The sequence below is a fragment of the Butyrivibrio sp. INlla21 genome, assembly GCF_900116875.1.
Lineage (GTDB): Bacteria > Bacillota > Clostridia > Lachnospirales > Lachnospiraceae > Butyrivibrio.
The window spans coordinates 1-21,452 of the sequence record NZ_FPCC01000038.1; the positions used below are offsets into that span (position 1 = coordinate 1).

Sequence of the window (21,452 nt, forward strand, 5' to 3'; positions counted from 1 at the left end):
ATAACTTTTCGGAAGAGTGTGAAGTTGATTTCACTCAGCCAAGTTATCAGGGAGCAAGAGATGCTTACAGCGAATTCTCAGGCCCGAACGGCTTTATAGATAAGACTATCAAGAGCTTTGAGGACTTTGATGAACAAGCGTGCGATGCAGTCAATAGATCCGGCATCGCCGCCTACATATACGATTACCAGCAGGCAATATCTCAGACATCTTACAACCTCCTAGGTATTAAGATCGAAACTCCGAAGATGGACGATACATATCTGTCTACCATTACTAATGGCGCAGCTATTGGCGTCAAAGCAGTGGTGGCTAATGTTCAAAATGGAGAGAACAGTAATACAACTAATCTCTCTATCTTGAACAGTTCAAAAGTTGATAAGTGGCTATCACCGGATTACAAATTGACTCCTGATGAGATAAAAGAAGCAAGAGAACTGGCAAGAAAAGAATTGGATGGCGTTGAGCGCATTAAAGGTACGCATCAACCGATATTCAATAATAAAACTGAAGAAGAAAACTATAAAAAAGCACTGGCACTTATGAATAAATGCTCAGGAGTTGCATCGTATTGTCAAGGCTTTATGAGTTTGATAGGAAATATTGCGACAGTGCCACAAAACATAGTGGAAGATATCATCGTCGGTGGATTTGGTGAGATAGGCGCGACAATGGTAGATAACACATTTGGTACAGATCTGTCATCTGACGTAAGGAATTTAAGAGAACAGATGCAGAATAGTATCAGTCAGCAGGAAGCTGATCTGAAGCTTGCTAAGCAAAATGCGAGGACACAGCATCCTGATGCATTCATGGCAGGCGATACTACGTTTAAGGCGATAATGTATTTTGATACTGAAGGATTGTTTTCAGCGGCAGCGGAAGGTCTGGAGATAAGTAAGTTTGCAGCTGTTCAGATTGCTGAAAACGCGCAAGACCTGATGCTAGATACCACGAGCGTGTATAATGAGCTTATTGAAGATGGCAATTTATCCGACTCCGATTGGGCAGCTTTGGGATCTAATGTCTTACTGAACGCCATGAACAATTTGGCATTCTCACAGCTTAACGAACTAGTGGATATATGCAACCTGCGCTCCCGAAAAATTATACCAAGGCTCTGGTATAAATGATTAACAGTTATGACCTCAAATCCTTGATTTTACTGGCTTTGTGAGCACAAATTATTGTATCAAAAACACATATTATACTTGATATTCCGTTAATTCCTTGGTATAATTATACCAAGGAGGTGAGTTATGGAAATCAAGATAAATGAGCCCTGGATCACTGATAAAGTCCGCATTCAGAATGGTTACGCATATATTGATCACCCATTCTGGAATGCAGAAAAGCAGCAGGCTGATCATAAGCGTGAGTACATTGGCAAGTATGATGGAACGGACTTCAAGCCCAACAAAAACTTCCATCGTCTCAAAGCTGAATACGAAGCCAGCCTTACAGCCTCCAAGACCGGACCTGTACCGACAGACATTTGTCTTCGACAGTTCCATGGAGCCACATACCTGCTTGACAGGATTGCTGAAAAGACAGGCATCGCCGGTGATCTTGGAAAGTGCTACGGCTCACTGGCACCACAGATACTCTCCATAGCTTACTACCTCGTTATCGAGGAAGGGTTGCCATTATACCGTTTCACTAAATGGGGCAGCACCCACAGGCATCCTTATGGCAAGGATATTCCTTCTCAAAGGAGTAGCGAACTTTTCGGACTGATCACTGAAGAATCCAAGATGGATTACTTCAAGCACCAGGCAAAACGCCATTCCTGCGATGAATACCTCGCTTTTGATACAACATCTATCTCCTCATACTCGACTTTGATAAAGCAGGCCAAGTATGGAAAGAACAAGGAAGGTGATTCCCTTCCGCAGATAAATCTTGCTCTGCTGTATGGAGAGGAATCAATGCTCCCTGTTTACTACAGGAAACTTGCAGGTAACATCACTGATGTTAAGACTATAGAGAACCTCGTTAAGGATGTGGATTTCCTTAAACTTGAAAAGCTCAAGCTTGTCATGGACAGAGGCTTTTACAGCGAAAAGAACATAAATGACCTGATGAAGCATCATCATAAGTTTCTCATCGGAGCCAGACTCTCACTTAACCTCGTAAGCAACCGCCTTAACAAGATCCGTGATGATTTTGTTACCCGCTTTAACTATAATTCTGAGCTAAAGCTCTATGTCATGTCGTTCACAGAAGAATGGGAGTACACTGAGGAAAAGCCTCGTTCAGGTGAAGTCATTACTGACAAGCGCCGTATATATCTCCATTTCTACTACAATGACCAGAAAGCTACTGATGACAAGGTACGGTTCAATGCGATGCTTGACCGCCTTGAAAACAACCTGGTAAATGGCACTCCTGATCCGGAAGATACAAAGCTGTATCAGAAGTACTTTACAATACATGAGACACCAGTAAGAGGAAAAGTTTACTCATTCAATGAGGATGCTATACGTAAGGCCGAGCGCAACTATGGTTACTTTGCGCTTATGACCAATGGCATCAAGGATCCTGTCGAAGCGCTGCGTATATACAGGCTGAAGGATCTTATCGAGAAGTCCTTTGGTAACCTCAAAGAGCGCCTTTCCATGCGCAGGATGTCTGTCGCATCTGAAGAAAACTTCGAAGGCAAACTCTTTGTGCAGTTCGTAGCACTGCAGCTGATGTCTTATATCAAAAAACAGATGGATGAACATGGCCTGTTCAGTGATTACACAATGCAGTCATTGCTTGATGAACTGGATGTTATTGAATACTACCAGCAGCCAGGCAAAGCACATCATCTGTCTGAGATAACAAATAAACAACGTAAGCTCTATGAGCTTATGGAAGTACCTGTCCCGACATGATCCTTGGTATAAAATGACGGGACTTTAGGATGCAAGGCAAAATATGCTGTGGATCCCGTTGTAGTCAAGAAGGCCGGCAGTGGTGCGGAAAATTCATACAAAAGTGTGGCTGAGGAAAAGCTTAGTCAACTTAATTGTAAAGTTAATACTGTAGAACTCGAAAATGGAGCTTGGGAATTAGGACCTACTGCAAGAGGGAATGTTATTGATGATGCTCTAGGAAATAATTTGGGTCATAATTATCCTACAATAGATAAATTTGAAGATGGTATCGTAACAAGTTTTAAAAGTCGCGATCTTTCTTCGGTCACATATCAGAATGCTTCAAGACTTGAATACCAGATAAAAAAAGACATAGATGCCTTAAATGATTTTACTGATACGTCTTGGAATAATGTTGTTATTACTGAGAATATGATAAAAGCTAGACGATTACAGATAGTAATATCGGATACTGAATTGACGGCACAGCAGATAGATGCGTTCAACAATTCAATCGAATATGCTAAAGAAAAGGGGATTGATATAATCATAACGGTTGGAAAGGAAATAGAATAATGACATATATCTGTATTTACTATAATGAATCAAAAGGTTACATAATAACATCTTATGGCGTGGCTAAAGGGATAGGTTATTTATTAGCACTTTATCCTTCAATAGCTCTAGATTGTACTGCAAATAAAAAGGAACTAGCAAACGCCATTGGTGAAGCAATTGAGACTTCCAGAGCTAAAGCCGAAGTAGATCCTAATGAATTTAAAGGAAAATCATTTTGGGATATATCCGGAATAAAGAGCTTTAGTGCTTTTAGCAAAAAATATAAATCTGTAGCGGTGGAAATCCTAGATGATAAGGTGGAAATTCACAAAGAAATAAGAGATACACAAGGGGCATACATGCGCTCAAAACTATCTGAGGATAATGCTTGTCTTGGTATAAACTGTAGTTTAGAAGATATTACTGATGCTGTTATTAAGCTTCTGAGTAATACTGTTAATGAAAAAAAGGATTCCAGTAGATCCTTTAAAACTTTAGGGGGAGCCGATGTTTTTTATAATGAATCCTCCGCAGATTTAGTAGATTGCGGAGATGGCGGAACAGACGCTTATCAGATATATGAAGAGCCTGACACAAATAATCTTATAGCGTTTTTGATTGATAATGGTTATAAATCATTTGGCAAAGATGACATTAGAACTGTGCTGGAAAGGCAGTTCGGAGCATTTGATGAATTCAGATATGATGATTTAGCTAAGGATCATATTCTTGTAAGTGCTCACAATAGTAAATGTAGAATTGAGAGCCATATATACCATAAAGAAGATGATTCGGTTGAAGTGCTTTGTTATACCGAGGAAAAGAGCGGAATAATTGATGAAAGCTACTCCGAAATAATCAACTCTATTACCATCGAATGGAAATAAAAGATGAATCACTAAATGAACTATGCGGAGTGAATCTGCTTTATGGTGGGACTGATTATGGAGTATCAGTACTTACCAGAAAATTTGACGAAAAGACTAAGACGATGAGCGTCGAGGAATGGTATGAAGCGGCTGGATATGTAGCGGCTACCATTGGATCGTTCTATCTACTGGGCAAACTTGGAAGCGGAGCAAAAGCAGGAGAAGCAGGTGAAGCCGCCGAAGCCGCGGAAGAACTGACGGAAGTTGAAGCATTGGTAGAGTCAACTGAAGGTACCATAAATGCGGCAAATGAAGCAGAAGAAGCTGCGAATGCTGCAAACAAACTTGAAGAATCAGTAAATGCTCTTAATAAGGTGGATGACACAGCTAAAGCTGCAGGGGAAGTTGGCGAAGCTTCCAAAGCTGCTGAGGCTGCAAAAGAGGGAGCAGAAGTTAAAGCGTTAACAGAAACGGCTGATGATGCTGCAAAGATTGCTGATAAATACACCGGTGGAAGAACGGAGGCTGAACTAGAGGCACTAGCGAAGGATCCTGCTCACATTGGTTCAAAAAGAGAAATTGATATAGTAAAAGGGCATCATGAAGCTGAAGTTGGACTAGATCTTGAAAGAAGAGGCTTATTAGAAAATATAAAGAGAGATCCCACAGGAGCAGCGGAGTTTATAGAAGAAAATGGAACGAAATGGGATGTAAAGAGTTTTAATTCTAATTATCCGGTTAAGAAAGGCGGATTTGAATTAAATAGAGTAATGCGTACGATAAACAAATCACTGGAAAAACAGGAAAATGTCATTGTAGATACTCTAAATATGTCACAAGAACATATAACCGAATTGAAGGCAGCTGTTAAAGCGAATGGAATAGATGATAAAGTGATTTTTTGGCCATAGGAGGGATTGGCATGGAACTTAAAGAGAACCTTGAAAGATACACAAGATATGCTAATGGAGATATTAGTTGCAAATGTAATCTTGAAGTTCAGGATGAAATAATAAATGACTTAGACTTTTCTGCTTATGATCTGAATAATAGTTATTTTGGAGGAGTGACGTTTAATAATTGCGATTTTTCTAGTGTGTATCTAAGCGGATCTAATTTTGGTGGAAGTATTTTTAATAAGTGTGTGTTTAGAGATAACCGTCTTGTAAAAGCAGATTGGGACGATACGGTTTTTGCTGATACAAGATTTACAGGACTAATTGCGTTCAGAACAACTTTTCTTTATGGCAATTATTCAAATACAACATTTAAATCATGTGAATTCACAAGGGCAGTATTTGATTGTTCGAATTTCGAAAATATTATCTTTGAGAATTGTATGATTGATGAAAGTTCTTTTGATGATTGCATATTTAAAAACGTAACTTTTTTGGGGTGTAACTTTCACGGTACATCGTTAGAGAATATTGAAGGAGTTATTGTGCAAAGTTATTAAACGATAAGTGTTATAGGATGAATGAGTTAAGATTAAACGATAACGAATTATTAGATAAAAAACATGTACCGGTACAAATGATTCTAAATGAAATCGACGAAAAGAGTTTTTTGAAAATTTTAGAAGCTATAAGTAAGGGTAATGCAAAACCAAGTGGACATAGTACCAAAATATCTGCAAAAGCAGATCCTACAACAGTAAGATCATTACAAAGGGAAAATGAAGCAGCAGAAGCTTTTATATTATGCATATGAAAAAAATGATAATAAAAGATTTATATAACTGCGACTATATTACTAGTGATGAAGAACTATATCCTTTGCAAAAGTGGTATAATGCAGTGCTGGATAAAACCATAGACGATGTAAACGTAGCCGATGTTTTGCGAATGTTCAGGCAGAAAGAATTTATGGATATAGCTTATAAGAAGTCGGTTGAGTTCTTGCAAGATAATCCATTTGCAGGCGAATTATACGACGGAGAGTTGATGAAAAAAGTGTCTGAATTAAACGATGATGAGCTAAAGGGGTTATCTAGCGTTTTATCTGAAATTGTCGATAAAGCTTTAATTCAGAATGAGAAATATGAGTGGATTGACGATGATGAGCAAAAAGAATTTGGTGAATTACTAAAAGATCTACAAAAAAGACTCGTGAAGCTGTAACGTGGTAAAAACGATATGGAACTAATACATGGAGAGATTGAACCAAATATTGGAATCGGAAAGTGTAGGCTAGGAGCTAAAAAAGAGGTTATACTAAGACTTTTTTCTTCTGAATTTAAGTTGTGGGAGAGAGGTGATGGCTTTTGCACATACACCTTTGATAATGTGAAATTATGGTTTGATGTAAATGGAGAGTTGCAGCAAATTGGTGTTACGAAAGGTTTTTTGGATGGATTTCATGATATCCATGTAGGAGATACGCTCTCTGATGTGAAAAAAACTTTTGGAAATTATGAAGATGATGGGGAAGTTTGGTCCTATGTCAATAAATAGTACAAATTAAAATGAGAAGATTGCCTGCTTAGGCTGCAGGCAAAGCCATTACTTTCTCATAAAGTTTTTCGAACTCGTTAGGGGACATGTAGTCACAATGGCTATGGATCCTAACAGTGTTATAAAAGGTTTCGATATATTCAAATACAAGCCTGTATGCATGGTTATAGTTGTAGATTGTGAAGCGGTTTAGCCACTCTCTTTTGATCAAGGAATGGAAGGATTCTATGCAGGCGTTATCGTATGGATAACCGCTATGAGAATAGCTGCGCTGCATTTTTTCAGTAGCTTCTCTCCATGCATTTGAAACATACTGGCTGCCTCTGTCACTGTGGATTATTAATGGCAGATCAGTGTTACGACAGGCTTTTGCCTTATTTATAGTTTCAATTACTGTAGATACATCCATTGTGTCTGCGAGCGTCCAGGAGATGATTTTCCTGGCAAATAAGTCCATAACGCAGTTGAGATATACAAATCCGTCCTGAGTCCATATATATGTGATATCAGTGCACCAGACAGCGTTAGGACGCTCTGGATTAAACTGTTCGTCAAGAATGTTATGAAGTTCACTGCTGAAATCAGAGTCTCTGGTAGTGGTGGTCCAAGGTTTGATCCACTGAGCTTTAATACCCATTTCGCGCATGTATTTACCTACTGTGCGCTCTGAAATGGTCTTACCAGATTTACGAAGCTCCTGAGTTATCTTTGGCGCTCCGTAGTTCTGTTTAGAATCATCATAGATTTGCTGGATCTGCTTTTTCACAGCCTCTTTTCTTTGTTTGGAAGGAGAGACTTTACGGTTGAGAAAAGCTCTGTATCCAGACCGAGATACGCCTAGAAATTTCAGCATTCCGGAAGTAGAGACACGGCGCTTTGTAACTTTAGATGCCTCTACCATAGCAGCAACTTCCGTGTATATAGCTTCTGTTAATCGTTCCCCAGAATGCTGATGGCTTTTTTTAACACATCAAGCGCATCCTGAGCATCTCGTAATTCACGTTTAAGACGGGCTATTTCCTTGGCCTCGTCAGAAGAGTAGTTACCTGATCCTCTTGTAGGAATGTCGCCATCATGATCTCTGAACTGATTTTCCCACCTTGCTAAGGTGCTGGTTCCTATTCCGAGATTCTTGGCACATTCAACCTGAGTCAGATCAGGGTGTTCCTTTCGATAGTTGACAGCATCCAACTTGAACTGTTTTGAGTGTTGCTTGTTCTTTCTAGGCATAATGAGTTCCTCCTCTTGTATTATATGATATTTAAGGGATTAACTCATTTTAAAATGTACTAATTAGATGCTAACACTAGTTTATTTGATACCGGGAGTTGACGGAATAGGTTTTGAGCTAGAGGACGTTGATGATTGGGATGAATTAACGGCGCCCATTGAGTGGATATATGTGTATAAGTCATAAGATATTCCAACAGTGATTTTAATTAGTTAGGAGAACGCATAAATGGTAGAAAAAATGTATGAGCTTGCGGGTTATTCCGTGTTTAGCTTTTTAATCATGTATACAGTCATATATTTTGTGATCAAGCATATGGAGAAAAACGGGAAAGTAATTAAATACAAAATGCTGTGGAATATACTGTTTCCGTTGGCATGGGTAGCTTTACGAGTGGCGATTTATGTGATGAAATAATAAGTTGATCCGGTCTGTTTTGATGAGAATACGGATTACTTAGGTGGGGGGACAATAATGAAAAACAGGGCAGAAGCCTTAAAATACGGACTATCTTTTGACGGCGCATATCAGGATGCGCCCTTTCACGACGAAAATTGGCAGCTTGTGCGCTATAAAGGCAACAAGAAAGCATTCCTTTGGACCTATGAAAAAGACGGACTTATCAATCTCAACGTCAAGGTCGATCCCGAGAAAGCCTACTTCTGGCGCAAGATCTACAAAGCTGTTATACCCGGATACCATCAGAATAAAGAACACTGGAACACCATAATCCTAGACGGAAGTATTCCCGACAAGGACGTAAAGACCATGATCGCCGAGAGCTACGATCTTATTTCAGATAGCCCGAGCAAAAGAATCTACGAAGCCGTTAAGCGCATTCCAAAAGGGAAAGTCGCAACCTACGGGCAGGTCGCCGAGATGGCGGGCGATAAGAACATGGCAAGAGCCGTCGGAAACGCACTCCACAAAAATCCCGAGCCCGGCATCATCCCGTGCCATCGCGTAGTAAACTCAAAAGGTGAGTTAGCCGGCGAATTCGCCTTCGGAGGCGCCTGGAAGCAAGGAGAAATCCTGCAGTCTGAGGGAGTCGAGGTTATAAACGGGAAAGTTGACTTGAAGAGATATAGGATGTGATTTTTATCTTTAAGTGCTTTTTAAAGTGAGATAGAGATAAAACTTGCATTGAATTTTATCTTTAACTCTGTTAAAATATGACTTAAAGATAAGACTTAAAGATGGAGGTTGCTATGGAAAACCTAATCGGGCGTGAAAATGAGATAAAGCGCTTAGACCGTGCGATGACGGAGAAAGAAGCACAGCTTATAGTTGTTTATGGTAGAAGAAGAGTTGGAAAGACTTTCCTTATAAACGAATACTATAGTAATTCCTTCGCCTTTAAATTTACCGGATCGGAAAAACAGAAAAATCCTGAGCAGTTAAAGAATTTTATACTTGAATTAAATAATTCATCACATAAAAAGTATGATAATCCAAAAGATTGGACAGAGGCTTTTTTTGTTCTTAGAAATTACTTGGAATCGCTGGATTCAAAGAAAAAGCAAGTTGTTTTCTTTGATGAATTACCATGGATGGATAAACCCCAATCCGGTTTTTTAGATGCTTTTGAATGGTTTTGGAATTCATGGGGAGCAACAAGAAAGAATCTTGTGTTCATTGTGTGTGGATCAGCGACTTCTTGGATGGTTGAAAAGCTGGATGAAAACAAAGGAGGATTGTTTAATAGGCAGACATGCAGATTATATCTTGAACCGTTTGATCTAAGACATACAGAATTGTATTTGGAGTCTCGAAATATACATTGGTCAAGGTATGATATTGTTCAGACATATATGATCATGGGTGGAATCCCTTTTTACTTAAGGCTTCTGGACGGTGAGCTGACATTAAATGAGAATATTGACAATATTTTCTTTGGGAAAAGAGCTGAACTATGGAATGAATTTGATCATCTATACAATACATTGTTTTCAAACAGCGAGCAGTATATAAAAATCGCGACAGCATTAAGTGAAAAAAGGAGTGGTCTTTCAAGAGAAGAGATTGTTAAGAAGACCGGGCTTCCGTCTAACGGAGTGTTGACAAAGATGTTGTCAAACCTTGAAAAGTGCGGATTTATCAGAGTTAATAAGATGTACGGATATAAAAAACGTGATGCGCGTTATCAGCTTTCAGATTATTACTCTATGTTCTATTTTAAATTTATAAGGGATAATTACGGAAAAGACGAGCATTTCTGGAGCAATATGAATGACAATCCCGCAAGGCGTGCATGGGCGGGGCTGACTTTTGAACAGGTTTGCAAAGACCATATTACTCAGATTAAGCAGACATTAGGTATATCAGGGGTTTTATCTGAGACGTCGACATGGAATAAGCAGGGTGATGATAAAGAGCCCGGTGCACAGATAGACCTTGTGATAGAAAGACGAGATAGGGTGATAAACCTGTGTGAGATAAAATTCTCGGGTCGTGAATTTGAGATTGATAAAGATTACGACATGGCTTTAAAAAATAAGGTGGAGGTATTCAGAGACGCTACTAAAAACACTAAGACTATCATAGTTACTATGATCACTACATACGGCATTAAGAAGAATATGTATAGCAACTATATAGGAAAAGAAGTCTGTATGGATGATCTGTTTATATAACATTTTATGAGAGGGAGAAAAAATGAAAACACTGATCGTTTACTACTCAATGGGAGGGAACACTGAGTACGTCGCAGAGAAGATCAAGGCAGGTATCGAAGATGCCGACACACTGCGCCTTGTTCCCAAGAAAGCTTACAAAGATACAGGTTTTGCCAAGTTCGTATGGGGAGGAAAGAGCGCGCTCATGGCGGAGAAGCCCGAGCTCGAAGACTACAAAGTCGACCTTTCACAGTACGACCGCATCATCTACGGCTTTCCTGTGTGGGCAGGAACTATCACACCTCCTATCCGCACATTTGTAGCCGACAACAAGGAGATCCTTAAGGGCAAAAGAAACTGCGCATACGCCTGCATGGCAGGAAGCGGTGGGGTAAAAGCAATAGAGAAGCTCGCCAAGGTAATAGGAATAAAAGGCTTTGAAGCAACTTCGATATTCATAGATCCAAAAGACAGCCCGAGCGCAGAAAAAGACGCCCAGATAAACGGACTTATCGTAGCGCTCAACCAATAAAGACAATCGGCGTAAAAGCCGGTGCAAAAATGCATAAAACAGGGGCTTGCCGATGATATTCGGCAGACCCCTTAACTTATCCTTTTCTTCTGTCTATTTCGGGATGATCCTCATAGAACTTATCTTTATTTTTGTACATTTCTTCATCCGAAATCCGCAGGCAGTCGCGGATGGACAGGTCGGAATCGTTAAATACGCATCCGACCGACAGACATACTTTGTCCGGATCACTCGTTCTTTCTTTTAACTCATCGATCTTTTCAAAAAACTCTTCCTTGGTGCAGCCCTTTACTACGATCATGAACTCGTCACCGCCTGCGCGGTAGATATCCTGGTCAAGGAATACTTCCTGAAGCAAAAGAGCTGCCTTTTTTATTAAAATATCACCGGCCTGATGACCGCTCTCATCGTTGACACGCTTAAGCCCGTTGATGTCTGCAAATACAACACCGTAAGGCTTTGGAATGAACGACTTCTTGGATACAACATCAAGGATCATACTGTTCATCGCATTTGAATTAAACACACCCGTGAGCATATCCGTGTAACTGACGTGCTCGAGCTTTTTTAACATGATATAACTTGCGATTTCCGAGGAGATAAAGAAAGTGGTGAACTCCAAAGTTTCTTTTATCCTGGAAGTATTGTTGGTGTCAAAGTTGGTCGCCCATATAAAGCCCATGAGCTCCCAGTTGTGACGAAGCGGGAAGATGATGATACTCTTTACTCCCGACTCTATAAGAGTTTGGTACCACTGAGGATTAACCTCTTTTACATATTCAAAATCCTGTTCGCTCTGGATGAGAACACTGTCCCTTTCTCCGATCATATCAAGCCATGACATGGTGACATCATACTGATTGGGGTACTGGTCCAATGGCCTGATCGAGCAGTCGTCCGCCTTACTCGTAGCAAGGAGCGATAACGTACCCTCACTTTGATTGACAAGTGAAATTGTGCATATCTCTGCACCGCAAAGCTTGCGAACGTCATGTATAACCTCATTTATCGTTGCTTTGAAATCGCTCGATCCGCGAAGCTTGATACAAGTCTTCATGACATCGTTGGAGATGTTCATGGAGCTTGACGAAGCCATATCGATATCGTCGACGTCGACCTTTTCATTCAGGAAAGCGCAGTAGCAGAGATTACCCTCCTCGTAGTCCAATGGCAAAAAGAACAGATTGAACCACAGATTGGCAACATTGATGTTAAGGTATGTATGAACCGGTTTTTTGAGGATGGCGGACTGATGGCACTTGTGCTCAAAATCCGGCGTCTTGGGAAGATACTTGTCGTAAAGATTGTTCTTCCTGAACTTTCCGATGATCGTGCCCGGTGTCACGGCAAAAAGCGGGTGCTCAGCGAATTCAACAAATGGCTTGTTGCCCGCGACAATTCGTATCTCGCCGTATCCTCCGTCTTCCTTTTTCTCGACCGACAGAACGCACGCCATCGGCTTTAAACCATCAACAAAAGTCTGAAAATCCATCTCGCAACCTCATAAAGTGTTCAATGAAAATATCTCCGGATAATAATTATTATATACTAATATGAACAATATTGCGTATGTATAAACTCGATTTTATGATTTTTGGGTGAAAATTTAGAATATGTTTATGGCAATGTGTTGTCATTTTGTTGTGAAGAAAAGGAGTGTAAAAACGTAAGTGACAAAAAATGTCACTTATAATATAATAATGTCACTTATAAAAAAGAGAGGTATTACTATGGTGAATATTGGAAAAGAGACCGAAACACTTGAATTCAAGAAAACGACAGGCGAAATTAAGGAAGGTATGGTCTCTATTGCGTCTATTTTAAATAAACATGGTATTGGTACATTATATTTTGGAGTGAAACCAAATGGTGATGTAGTGGGACAGGAGGTCTCCGAGTCTTCGCTGAGAGATGTTTCAAGAGTTGTATATGAAAGTATCAAACCGCAGATTTATCCAGCAATTTCAGAGGAGATATTTGATAATTCGCATGTGATTAAGGTGGAATTTAGCGGTGAGAATGCACCTTATTCTGTATATGGAAGATATTTCCTGAGAACTGCAGATGAAGATCGAGAAGTTACGCCGGAAGAATTAAAAGCTTTTTTTGGAGCGAGCAGACACCGTGGTAAATGGGAAAGAGATGAATCCGAGGCAACAGCGAATCAAATTGACAAAAACACGATAAAGGCTTTTTGGAAGAAAGCTGTTGAGGTTGGAAGGTTACCAGAAGGAAAATACACTTGCCCGATGATATTGAATCGTTATGGACTTATTAAGAATAATCATCTTACTAATGCAGGAGAAATTCTCTTTGGTAATACACATCCGGTCACTTTGAAGATGGCGATATTTGCAACGGATGAAAAACTGACATTTTTAGATATGAAGATTCATGAGGATAATATCTACAATCTTCTGAAAGTTGCTGAAGAGTATATTTTAAAGAATATTCGTTGGAGGAGCGAGATTAACGGATTTGAGAGGGAAGAAATACCGGAAATTCCAATAGCAGTCATTAGAGAAATTTTGGCTAACAGTTTTGCTCATACCATTTATGACGGGCGAACTCAGCATGAAATCTGCATACACCCGAGTAAGATAACAATATATAGTCCTGGAGACTATGCAAGCGAGCATAGACCTGAAGATTATGTTAAGCGAAATGTAGAGTCCGAGCTGAGAAATCCTAACATAGCAAAGATTCTGTATTTGACTAAGTCAATTGAGAAATTTGGTAGTGGATTTAAAAGAATTAACAGTCTATGCAAAGATGCTGGAGTAAAGTATTCGTATGAAAGGACCGGTAATGGGTTTAAGTTTATTGTTTTCAGACGAAAACTCATAAGTGACATTTTGGATGTCGCTTATGATGTCACTTATGGCGGAGGCGAAGTATTAACTATAACGGAACAGACGGTACTTGCCGTTTTAAAACAAGATTCTACAATCTCGCGTGAAGAAATAGCAGAGAGAATATCAAAAACTGTAAGGACAGTACAAAGGGCATTGGTGACATTAGCGGATAAAGGGTATATTAAACGTGTAGGAGCAAAGAAAAATTCTACATGGGAAGTACTTAAATAACTGTAATGGTTTAAAAAGAGTATGATAATACCCCATATAAGGGTAAAATCATACCAAAAATCAACCGAGGATAATAGTGTATAAAAGACTTCAAGGAGAGACCCACTTATGACAACAGTAGAAAAAGCATTAAAGTGAAAAGCATTTATCAAAGAAGAGCTCTACCACGCATTCGCGCAAGAGGATGCGGATGAGATATGGAAAAGAGCCGGAGAAAAGCTGGACAAGATCTATGCGGAGCACCAAGGGCTTCCCAAGGGCGTTGCCGCTCACACCGACGGAAATATCTTCCCGTCAGCAGCCATCTACCTATCTATGAAGGAAAAAGACCCTGAGAAAGCATTTGAGGTAATGCGAGTATCCATGAAAGCAAACAGCGAAAAAGCAGGCGCTTCCCTTGCAAAGTCGGCAAGATTCCCCGGCTTCACGAGGTTCTTCCTCGCCATGTGGGGACCCGTCGCCAAGAAAAGCTTCGGAGAGACCGCCGGCTTCAAGAACGTCTTCTACCCCAAGAAAAAAGGCGAGTTCGCCATGGACATAACTCAGTGTCCCTATCACACCTACCTCACAGAACTGGGCTGCCCCGAGATCAACAGACTCTTCTGTGACAACGACATCTACTGCTACGGCAACATCCCCGGCCTTGAATTCACCCGCACCAAAACAATCGGAAACGGCGATGAACTCTGTGATTTTAGGCTGAGGTTGAAATAAGACTTCTCTGATATTTTATATTCTTTTAATGCCGAGTTTGTTTTATTCGCAGGCGCTACACATTATAATTTCAATTACATTTATAGTGAAAGGTAGGTACTGCGTATGAAGCTATTAGTCAAAAGAAATCTCGCTGTATTTACAGCTGTTCTCATGATCTTCGGAACGTTTATCGCTGGCGAAGCAAAAGCCTACGCTGCAAGCGGCGATACTACGGTGTATATTACGAAATCCGGCAAGAAATATCACGCTGATGGCTGTCAGCATCTTAATAAGAGTAAAATAGCAACTACTCTTGAGAATGCTGTGAAAAAAGGGAAAACACCGTGTAAAGACTGTAATCCTGTGACATTGGATGATGCAAGTGCTACACCGGCGCCTGCAACCAAGGCAGTTGCACCTGCAGCTACAAATACCACGGCAGCAGCCACTCCTGCGACCGCAGATGCAACAGTCGAGGCGCTCAAGACATACAAAGGAAATACTAAAGACTTCAACGCTTACACATACTACATAAACAACGCTGATCTCCAAACTGCAATCGGCGCAGACGGAGACAAACTCCTTAAGCATTACAATGAATATGGTAAAGCTGAGGGAAGAATAGCAAAGTAATAATTAAATAAAAAAGAATATGAAAATATATGCACTTCAAATGTCGGATGATAAACGATATTTGGAGTGCGTTTTTTATTATCAAAATACTATAATTACTGATCCGGTGCAGGTTTTATAGTATAATTGTTGTTGAAACTGATTGTTATCCGAAGAGGTCGTTGATATGGCAAATATGGATGATAACTTGTTTTTAACTAACTACACAGAACAGACATTTCTAGAGCGCCTTAAAGATAATATAAGGAGCTGTGATTCTTTTTGTTTTTCGGTTAGCTTCATCAAAAAAGCTGGCCTCGTTTTGATTATTAAGGATATTGAATCTGCTTTGCAGCGCGGATGCAAAGGAAAGCTAATCACTTCTACATATCAGAATTTCACCGATGTCGAGTCTCTTCAAAGATTCCTACAGCTACAAGATATATATGATGGATTTGAATGTCATCTTGATTATGAGAGCTTTCATGACAATAGTTATTCGGTCATTGGCTATCATTCAAAGGGATATTATTTTGAATTCAATGATAGAGCAGAGCTTATTATAGGATCTTCAAATATAACTAAGTACGCTCTAAAGAAAAATATAGAGTGGGATATTGCTGTAATAAGGGATAAAAACTCAAACGTCTTTTTGGATATGCAGAAAGAATTTGAGGATAAATGGAATAGGACATTTCCGCTAGATAGAGAGCTAATCAATAAGTATAAAAAAAGAATAGATTTTGCCATAGAATGTTGGGATATGGATTATGGGCAGAAGATAGAAAATGTTCGCCCGAATTATATGCAACATAAGGCTTTGAAAGAACTGAATAGATATAGGACAATGGGCAAGAAGAGAGCGTTAGTTGTAGCGGCAGCTGGCTCGGGAAAAACTTTTCTTGCTGCTTTTGATGCCAGGAATTTTGATCCCAAGAGACTATTATATGTTGTTCACGAAGGCTCAATCATGCAGAAATCATTGGAAACATTCCAAGAAGTTTTTGGCGCAGAGAAAAGTTATGGTATCTATAATCAATCATCACATGAGCTTAATGCTGATTTTTTATTTGCTGGAAATATTATTCTCAGTAGATCTTTGGAATTATTTGGAAAAGATGATTTTGATTACATAATTCTCGATGAGTGTCATCATGCGACGGCTGATTCATACAAAAAGATCATTAACTATTTCGAACCGGAGTTTTTGGTTGGATTAACAGCTACACCTGAACGAATGGATAATGAGGATGTTTTTGAATTATTCGATTCTAATGTTCCGTATGAACTCCGACTCAGGGATGCAATAATAAACGATCTTGTCGTACCGTTTAGATATTATGGAATTAGGGACAGTCTAGTAGATTATGGTTTGACTAAGGATAAAGAACGACAGCTTATTTCACAGCTTGCAGCGGCAGATCATTGTGATTTTATTAAAGACAAAATAGAAGAATATAGACCAGAAGGCAAACTGAAGGTGTTGGCTTTTTGTAAGAATATTACTCATGCCAGAATGATGGCTGAGGAACTTGGGGAATATTATCATACTGCATATCTCACCGGTAAAAATACTGTTACTGAGAGAAAAAAAGCATATGATGATCTTCAGGATGATAGCAAAGAACTTGAGATTATTTGTACGGTAGACATATTGAATGAAGGTGTTGATATACCCGGAGTCAATATGGTACTGTTCCTGCGCCCTACAGAAAGTTCGACTATTTTTATTCAGCAATTAGGAAGAGGACTTAGAAAATTTGAGGGAAAGACTCATGTCACTGTTCTGGATTTTATAGGTAACAGCTATAAGAGGAGTGTGCAGGTAGCTTTTGCGTTAGGAAGTCTTGCAAAGAATTTCATTCTTGAAAAAAGATTAATGCAAGATCTTGTAAAAGATGATTTTAAGGCATTAGGCCTTTCAGAATATGGCGTAAATATACATTTCGATGAAGAAAGCCAGCAAGAAATCATAAAGTACATCGATAATGAGAATTTCAATGGACTTAATTATTTAAAGCAAGATTATTATAACTTCAAGAAATACAGTAATAGTGAATTCTATCCTAAACATATAGATTATCTGAACAATAATTGCGCACCTGACTTGATGAGATTTTTTAGTACTAAGATTAGTAATCGTAAAACAGGATGCTATTACAGTTTTCTGTTGGGAATTGGAGAGGAAAATCTTCCAATTTTTACAGATGCGCAGGTGGGATTTATTAAATATGTTTCTTCACTTCTTCCGCTAGTTCGCAGACATGAATATGAAATAATAAAGCTTCTTATGGACGAAGGTTTAAAAGAAGATCAAATATATGAGTTTTTCAAAAATGATCATGGTGATTATAAACCTGAGGAAGTTGAGCATGCCATTAGATTCATGCTTAAAAACAAAGCAATAATCAGAGATGAAGACACGCTAACGCTAAATGTTGATATGGATGATCAGCTTCACGAATACATGGATGATCTTCTTGAGTATGGTTTAGTTCGCTATGACGCTGAGTATATGTACCATGAGAAGTTTGTACTTTGGAATAATTATCGCATGGATCAGGTTCAGCTTAAAATGCTTAAAGATCCTGAGCATAATCAAAAAGGCACGTATTTCTATGGAGATGAGGTTATTATTTTTGCGTCGCTGAAAAAGGATGCATCACTGGAAGAACGTTTGAATTATAAGGATAAATTTTTAGAAGACAATCTTTTCCAGTGGGAGTGTGAGAACAATATCTCGGCAGCAGATTTGCAGGCACTAAGATTATCTAAATATGCACATCTGTTTATTAGGAAGGTGGCGGAAGAACATGGTGTGAGACTTCCTTACACTTACGTTGGTACAGGAACTTTTTCTAATGAAAGAAAACAAGAAAAGGTAGATAAAGCAACAGGTAAAACAAATATCACTTACCTATATGATATAGACATGGCTGAAGTGTTACCTGAATATCTTCAGTATGATTTTGGGGTGGCGCAGTAGGTTTAAATAGAAAGAAAAAAGATTAAATAATGCATAATAAGCTACTTGGAGAAGACTAATGAATAAAGAAATGTATGCTATTTCATACTATGGGGAGAGATATAGGCGCGGTTATGTAGAAATGGAATTTCTAGATCGTAACTATTTTGATAATCACATTAATGGAAGCCGTAGAGATTTTTGGGAGAAAATGACCATTATAACAGCGGATGTTCCATATTATATTTTCAAGGAGTTCTTTGAAATAAAAAGGAAAACATTTACTGATAACGGAGTTTTATTCAAAGTAATTGTTGAAGAAAAAGAATCTAACAGAGGGCGGAGAAATAGAGGATTTGCATGCACAATCTATGAAGAAGGAATGCTTAATAGTAGGGATTCAAGAATCAGCATTTTGCATGCAGAGAGATGCGCTTTGGAGGAGGAACGTTATAATATAGAACTTCTTACTGATAAGATAAGCGTATCTGAGTATCCAAGAATTGAAGGCAATACTCTTCCTTTTGATATTAATTGGGGCGATGAAATTCCAGGAGAATCGGAGTGGGAAGAATCACCTAGACGTGGAAGAGTTCCATATGTTTTTAAAGTTCATAACGTAGGGCAAGGTCTTGCCACTTCTCTTCAAAAAAGAGATTGTATTCCGAGTTTATATTTTGACTATGGAACCAATAAAGGCGCAGTTCATCCGGGACTATTTCTTGAAGTGGATGAGGAGAAAACTATAATTGCTTTATCACATGTTCATGAAGATCATTGGAATGCTTTCAGAACTAACATAAGAGCGTTAAGGTGCACATGGCTTGTGCCTGATCAAACAGGAAAATGTTTATATAGCAGTTTTCTAGCGGCAATTTTGATACTTGGTGGAAGATTCTATATTTATGGAACAAACATTGATTTACATAAAGCGTATATTGGGCATGCTGGGTCAACAATAGATCCAACGCGTGCTCCGAATCTTAAGAGCAATCATCAAGATGGGTATGCAATGTATATTGAGGGCAGTACAGAAGAAAAAGAATTCTATAAAATAGTCGTTTCAGGAGATCAGGATTATGATTATCAGGATCCAGTTAGATACGAGAATCCTGATACGTTAGTTGCGTGCCATCATGGTGGGGAATATTGTTGGAGTAAAAAATTTGCAGGGATTGCCCCAGCCGATGATTATTCGATTGTTGTTTATAGTTATGGGGCGGGAAATACTTATGGACATCCAAGTAAGACAGCAGATTACGTTGGATGGGGATGGAATAATGAACATAGAACGGAAGTTAATGGGACATATAGTATAGATATTTGGCTTTAAATAGTAATTAGGGAAGGGGTATAAATAGAAAACTTACAGTAGAGAGTGCTTATGGATTTTATTAAAAGAAAGTTTTATTGGATGTACTATAGTGGTGGAATAGAACTGATAATTGCAGTAGTTATGGTGGTAATAAGTGCTGTATTATCATTCACAAAATATGAGAAAGTAGCAAAGATGCTTGCACTGATAGTACTTGCTATTTGTGTAGCGGTTTTGATTGCTATGATTGTTTCTAAAAGTAGTAGAAAAAGCACGGTGTTTACCTTGAGACGTACAATAGGTGGTTATATAGTAAATCAGTCTGCCAATAAATATGGTGAATGTTTTGCGGAGGAATTCCCTAAAGATATAAAAAGAGGAATAGCAGAATTGCCAGCCGGAATATATAAATGCTACACGCATGATATTGTCGTTAATAGGATAAAACGTGAAGAAAAAGATAATGGAAGAGTACAACTTATTGATAAAGTTAGAATAGATAGGTCTAAACTGAAAAAAGAAAAAGAGAATATAAGAAAAACTAAGACTTGTATAGATTGTAAGCGCAATATAAAATGTCCGTTTTTTATTGATTCCGATTCGGTTCAGATGTATGGGATTAAGTTTAGAATTGTCGATTAGTGAGAAAGCTCTTTTACCCAACCATTATTACCTACGCAAGGAGGAAGCCTTGGGACTGTTTTGGAAAAGAAACAAAGATAAAGATATCAAAACGAAAAAGGAAGATGAGCATTTTCAGTCTCTTGTAATCGAGGCGATGAAGAAGGTAGAGGAAAGATACAGTGAGATCGCATCGAGTATGGAGTGGGGTGCTTATATTGCTCCGGAGCATTATTATAAATGACAGAAGTATCTGAGCACATTACACCGGCTCTTTTGCCTGATAACGAAAGTGAGATCGCATTGAGTAAAAAGACGATACGTGTTGTTGCAGCTGTTATTTGGGACTGCAGCGGGGGAGAAAAAAGAATATTCGCAACGGCCAGAGGGTACGGAGATTACAAGGGTATGTGGGAGTTTCCGGGCGGAAAGATCGAGGCCGGTGAGACGCCGCAGGAAGCGCTTGTGCGTGAGATAAAAGAGGAGCTGACTGCGACGATAGCTGTGGGCGAGCTTATTAAAACGATTGAATATGACTATCCCGAGTTTCATCTTTCTATGGATTGTTTTTTGGCTGAGGTGGAATCGGGGCAGTTGGTGCTTAAGGAAGCCGAGGCTGCGAGGTGGCTTACGAAGGATGAGCTTGATGAGGTCAACTGGCTGCCGGCGGATCGAGAGCTGATTGAAGAAATAAAAAACCGGATCGTGTGATCAATGTCATTAAGTTAACATTGGACTCGGGGACAAAAAGAATCAAAGAGGATGTTGGAATAGTTCCTTCATCCTCTTTTTCTATGTCATTTCCACGTCAAAAAGACGGATTAAAATCCGCCTGAGCTTAACGTGTAAAATTCAAAGCTTTATGCTACCCTATAGAGGAAACCTCTGAAGATTCTTGCAGACTGGTATCTTACCCGGTGCCTGTCTGGTCTAATAGGTACAAGATTTCTTGAAATGATGGTTTCCAGATCTGGTGGAGATGTCGTACCGCGGTAATACTTTCTGCACATGTGAGCTGCGACCGAAAAATTGGCTTTA

Annotated in this window: 24 protein-coding genes; 21 read left to right on the forward strand and 3 right to left on the reverse strand. The window is 39.1% G+C overall.

Annotated elements, in window-relative coordinates:
• The 9 genes from BM377_RS16375 to BM377_RS14700 all read left to right on the forward strand — a co-directional run.
• The coding region (locus tag BM377_RS16375) for a hypothetical protein (RefSeq protein WP_177223911.1) at positions 1-1,133 on the forward strand (1,133 nt) is incomplete at its 5' end.
• A 126-nt stretch (positions 1,134-1,259) separates the two neighbouring features.
• Complete coding sequence (locus BM377_RS14665; protein WP_092250247.1) at positions 1,260-2,879, forward strand: IS1634 family transposase; 1,620 nt, start codon at positions 1,260-1,262, stop codon at positions 2,877-2,879.
• Positions 2,880-2,927: 48 nt separating this feature from the next.
• The gene (locus BM377_RS14670) at positions 2,928-3,437 is read left to right on the forward strand and encodes an endonuclease toxin domain-containing protein (RefSeq protein WP_092250250.1); all 510 of its coding nucleotides are present in this window, start codon (positions 2,928-2,930) and stop codon (positions 3,435-3,437) included.
• On the forward strand, positions 3,437-4,306 hold the full coding sequence (locus BM377_RS14675) for a hypothetical protein (RefSeq protein ID WP_092250253.1): 870 nt from the start codon (positions 3,437-3,439) through the stop codon (positions 4,304-4,306). The genes BM377_RS14670 and BM377_RS14675 overlap by 1 nt, the downstream gene beginning before the upstream one ends.
• On the forward strand, positions 4,297-5,199 hold the full coding sequence (locus BM377_RS14680; RefSeq protein ID WP_092250304.1) for a hypothetical protein: 903 nt from the start codon (positions 4,297-4,299) through the stop codon (positions 5,197-5,199). Before BM377_RS14675 ends, BM377_RS14680 begins: the two co-directional genes overlap by 10 nt.
• An 11-nt stretch (positions 5,200-5,210) precedes the next feature.
• Positions 5,211-5,744 carry a pentapeptide repeat-containing protein gene (locus BM377_RS14685; protein ID WP_092250307.1) on the forward strand — a complete coding sequence of 178 codons (534 nt, stop codon included), beginning with the start codon at positions 5,211-5,213 and terminating at the stop codon, positions 5,742-5,744.
• A gap of 17 nt (positions 5,745-5,761) precedes the next feature.
• A complete protein-coding gene (locus tag BM377_RS14690) occupies positions 5,762-5,998 on the forward strand; it encodes a hypothetical protein (RefSeq protein ID WP_092250310.1) in 237 nt (78 codons plus the stop codon).
• The gene (locus BM377_RS14695; protein ID WP_092250313.1) at positions 5,989-6,408 is read left to right on the forward strand and encodes a contact-dependent growth inhibition system immunity protein; all 420 of its coding nucleotides are present in this window, start codon (positions 5,989-5,991) and stop codon (positions 6,406-6,408) included. Before BM377_RS14690 ends, BM377_RS14695 begins: the two co-directional genes overlap by 10 nt.
• Before the next feature lie 15 nt (positions 6,409-6,423).
• The gene (locus tag BM377_RS14700) at positions 6,424-6,741 is read left to right on the forward strand and encodes a hypothetical protein (RefSeq protein ID WP_092250316.1); all 318 of its coding nucleotides are present in this window, start codon (positions 6,424-6,426) and stop codon (positions 6,739-6,741) included.
• A 28-nt stretch (positions 6,742-6,769) separates the two neighbouring features.
• On the opposite strand, the gene BM377_RS14705 is transcribed toward BM377_RS14700, so the two are convergent.
• Both BM377_RS14705 and BM377_RS14710 read right to left on the reverse strand, forming a co-directional pair.
• The gene (locus tag BM377_RS14705; protein WP_278290913.1) at positions 6,770-7,663 is read right to left on the reverse strand and encodes an IS3 family transposase; all 894 of its coding nucleotides are present in this window, start codon (positions 7,661-7,663) and stop codon (positions 6,770-6,772) included.
• An 8-nt stretch (positions 7,664-7,671) separates the two neighbouring features.
• Positions 7,672-7,971 (reverse strand): transposase, encoded by a 300-nt coding sequence (locus tag BM377_RS14710; protein WP_092250322.1) that lies wholly within the window; start codon positions 7,969-7,971, stop codon positions 7,672-7,674.
• A gap of 229 nt (positions 7,972-8,200) precedes the next feature.
• Here BM377_RS14710 and BM377_RS14715 point away from each other — a divergent pair, with 229 nt between their 5' ends.
• From BM377_RS14715 to BM377_RS14730, 4 genes are all read left to right on the forward strand, one after another.
• Positions 8,201-8,389, forward strand: a complete 189-nt coding sequence (locus BM377_RS14715) for a hypothetical protein (RefSeq protein WP_092250325.1) — start codon at positions 8,201-8,203, stop codon at positions 8,387-8,389.
• Positions 8,390-8,446: 57 nt separating this feature from the next.
• Positions 8,447-9,067, forward strand: a complete 621-nt coding sequence (locus tag BM377_RS14720) for a methylated-DNA--[protein]-cysteine S-methyltransferase (RefSeq protein WP_092250328.1) — start codon at positions 8,447-8,449, stop codon at positions 9,065-9,067.
• Between the two features lie 113 nt (positions 9,068-9,180).
• Positions 9,181-10,605 carry an AAA family ATPase gene (locus tag BM377_RS14725; protein ID WP_177223912.1) on the forward strand — a complete coding sequence of 475 codons (1,425 nt, stop codon included), beginning with the start codon at positions 9,181-9,183 and terminating at the stop codon, positions 10,603-10,605.
• Between the two features lie 22 nt (positions 10,606-10,627).
• The gene (locus BM377_RS14730; protein ID WP_092250334.1) at positions 10,628-11,119 is read left to right on the forward strand and encodes a flavodoxin family protein; all 492 of its coding nucleotides are present in this window, start codon (positions 10,628-10,630) and stop codon (positions 11,117-11,119) included.
• Between the two features lie 76 nt (positions 11,120-11,195).
• Here the strand turns inward: BM377_RS14730 and BM377_RS14735 are convergent, their stop codons facing one another.
• Positions 11,196-12,611 carry a sensor domain-containing diguanylate cyclase gene (locus tag BM377_RS14735; RefSeq protein ID WP_092250337.1) on the reverse strand — a complete coding sequence of 472 codons (1,416 nt, stop codon included), beginning with the start codon at positions 12,609-12,611 and terminating at the stop codon, positions 11,196-11,198.
• Between the two features lie 238 nt (positions 12,612-12,849).
• On the opposite strand from BM377_RS14735, the gene BM377_RS14740 reads away from it, so the two are divergent.
• From BM377_RS14740 to mutT, 8 genes are all read left to right on the forward strand, one after another.
• Positions 12,850-14,205 carry an RNA-binding domain-containing protein gene (locus tag BM377_RS14740; RefSeq protein ID WP_177223913.1) on the forward strand — a complete coding sequence of 452 codons (1,356 nt, stop codon included), beginning with the start codon at positions 12,850-12,852 and terminating at the stop codon, positions 14,203-14,205.
• Positions 14,206-14,490: 285 nt separating this feature from the next.
• Complete coding sequence (locus tag BM377_RS14745; protein WP_278290914.1) at positions 14,491-14,919, forward strand: L-2-amino-thiazoline-4-carboxylic acid hydrolase; 429 nt, start codon at positions 14,491-14,493, stop codon at positions 14,917-14,919.
• Positions 14,920-15,024: 105 nt separating this feature from the next.
• Positions 15,025-15,534, forward strand: a complete 510-nt coding sequence (locus BM377_RS16380) for a hypothetical protein (RefSeq protein ID WP_177223914.1) — start codon at positions 15,025-15,027, stop codon at positions 15,532-15,534.
• Between the two features lie 166 nt (positions 15,535-15,700).
• Entirely contained in the window at positions 15,701-18,499 is a 2,799-nt protein-coding gene (locus BM377_RS14755) for a DUF3427 domain-containing protein (RefSeq protein WP_092250346.1), read from the forward strand.
• A gap of 58 nt (positions 18,500-18,557) precedes the next feature.
• Positions 18,558-19,811, forward strand: coding sequence for a ComEC/Rec2 family competence protein (locus BM377_RS14760; protein ID WP_092250349.1), 1,254 nt, complete (start codon positions 18,558-18,560; stop codon positions 19,809-19,811).
• Between the two features lie 51 nt (positions 19,812-19,862).
• Positions 19,863-20,435, forward strand: a complete 573-nt coding sequence (locus BM377_RS14765; RefSeq protein WP_092250352.1) for a hypothetical protein — start codon at positions 19,863-19,865, stop codon at positions 20,433-20,435.
• Positions 20,436-20,484: 49 nt separating this feature from the next.
• Positions 20,485-20,658, forward strand: a complete 174-nt coding sequence (locus BM377_RS16385) for a hypothetical protein (protein WP_177223915.1) — start codon at positions 20,485-20,487, stop codon at positions 20,656-20,658.
• On the forward strand, positions 20,655-21,125 hold the full coding sequence (gene mutT / locus BM377_RS14770; protein ID WP_092250355.1) for an 8-oxo-dGTP diphosphatase MutT: 471 nt from the start codon (positions 20,655-20,657) through the stop codon (positions 21,123-21,125). Before BM377_RS16385 ends, mutT begins: the two co-directional genes overlap by 4 nt.
• Positions 21,126-21,452 lie beyond the last annotated feature (327 nt).

Bases quoted from the DNA above. Each gene is read 5' to 3' on its own strand.
- BM377_RS14740 (WP_177223913.1), top strand. From the start codon at position 12,850: ATGGTGAATATTGGAAAAGAGACCGAAACACTTGAATTCAAGAAAACG.
- BM377_RS16380 (WP_177223914.1), top strand. From the start codon at position 15,025: ATGAAGCTATTAGTCAAAAGAAATCTCGCTGTATTTACAGCTGTTCTC.
- BM377_RS14760 (WP_092250349.1), top strand. From the start codon at position 18,558: ATGAATAAAGAAATGTATGCTATTTCATACTATGGGGAGAGATATAGG.
- BM377_RS14765 (WP_092250352.1), top strand. From the start codon at position 19,863: ATGGATTTTATTAAAAGAAAGTTTTATTGGATGTACTATAGTGGTGGA.
- BM377_RS14720 (WP_092250328.1), top strand. From the start codon at position 8,447: ATGAAAAACAGGGCAGAAGCCTTAAAATACGGACTATCTTTTGACGGC.
- BM377_RS14700 (WP_092250316.1), top strand. From the start codon at position 6,424: ATGGAACTAATACATGGAGAGATTGAACCAAATATTGGAATCGGAAAG.
- BM377_RS14735 (WP_092250337.1), bottom strand. From the start codon at position 12,611: ATGGATTTTCAGACTTTTGTTGATGGTTTAAAGCCGATGGCGTGCGTT.
- BM377_RS14730 (WP_092250334.1), top strand. From the start codon at position 10,628: ATGAAAACACTGATCGTTTACTACTCAATGGGAGGGAACACTGAGTAC.
- BM377_RS14715 (WP_092250325.1), top strand. From the start codon at position 8,201: ATGGTAGAAAAAATGTATGAGCTTGCGGGTTATTCCGTGTTTAGCTTT.
- BM377_RS14710 (WP_092250322.1), bottom strand. From the start codon at position 7,971: ATGCCTAGAAAGAACAAGCAACACTCAAAACAGTTCAAGTTGGATGCT.
- BM377_RS14695 (WP_092250313.1), top strand. From the start codon at position 5,989: ATGCATATGAAAAAAATGATAATAAAAGATTTATATAACTGCGACTAT.
- BM377_RS14690 (WP_092250310.1), top strand. From the start codon at position 5,762: ATGAATGAGTTAAGATTAAACGATAACGAATTATTAGATAAAAAACAT.
- BM377_RS14680 (WP_092250304.1), top strand. From the start codon at position 4,297: ATGGAAATAAAAGATGAATCACTAAATGAACTATGCGGAGTGAATCTG.
- BM377_RS14685 (WP_092250307.1), top strand. From the start codon at position 5,211: ATGGAACTTAAAGAGAACCTTGAAAGATACACAAGATATGCTAATGGA.
- BM377_RS14675 (WP_092250253.1), top strand. From the start codon at position 3,437: ATGACATATATCTGTATTTACTATAATGAATCAAAAGGTTACATAATA.
- BM377_RS14755 (WP_092250346.1), top strand. From the start codon at position 15,701: ATGGCAAATATGGATGATAACTTGTTTTTAACTAACTACACAGAACAG.
- BM377_RS14665 (WP_092250247.1), top strand. From the start codon at position 1,260: ATGGAAATCAAGATAAATGAGCCCTGGATCACTGATAAAGTCCGCATT.
- BM377_RS14725 (WP_177223912.1), top strand. From the start codon at position 9,181: ATGGAAAACCTAATCGGGCGTGAAAATGAGATAAAGCGCTTAGACCGT.
- mutT (WP_092250355.1), top strand. From the start codon at position 20,655: ATGACAGAAGTATCTGAGCACATTACACCGGCTCTTTTGCCTGATAAC.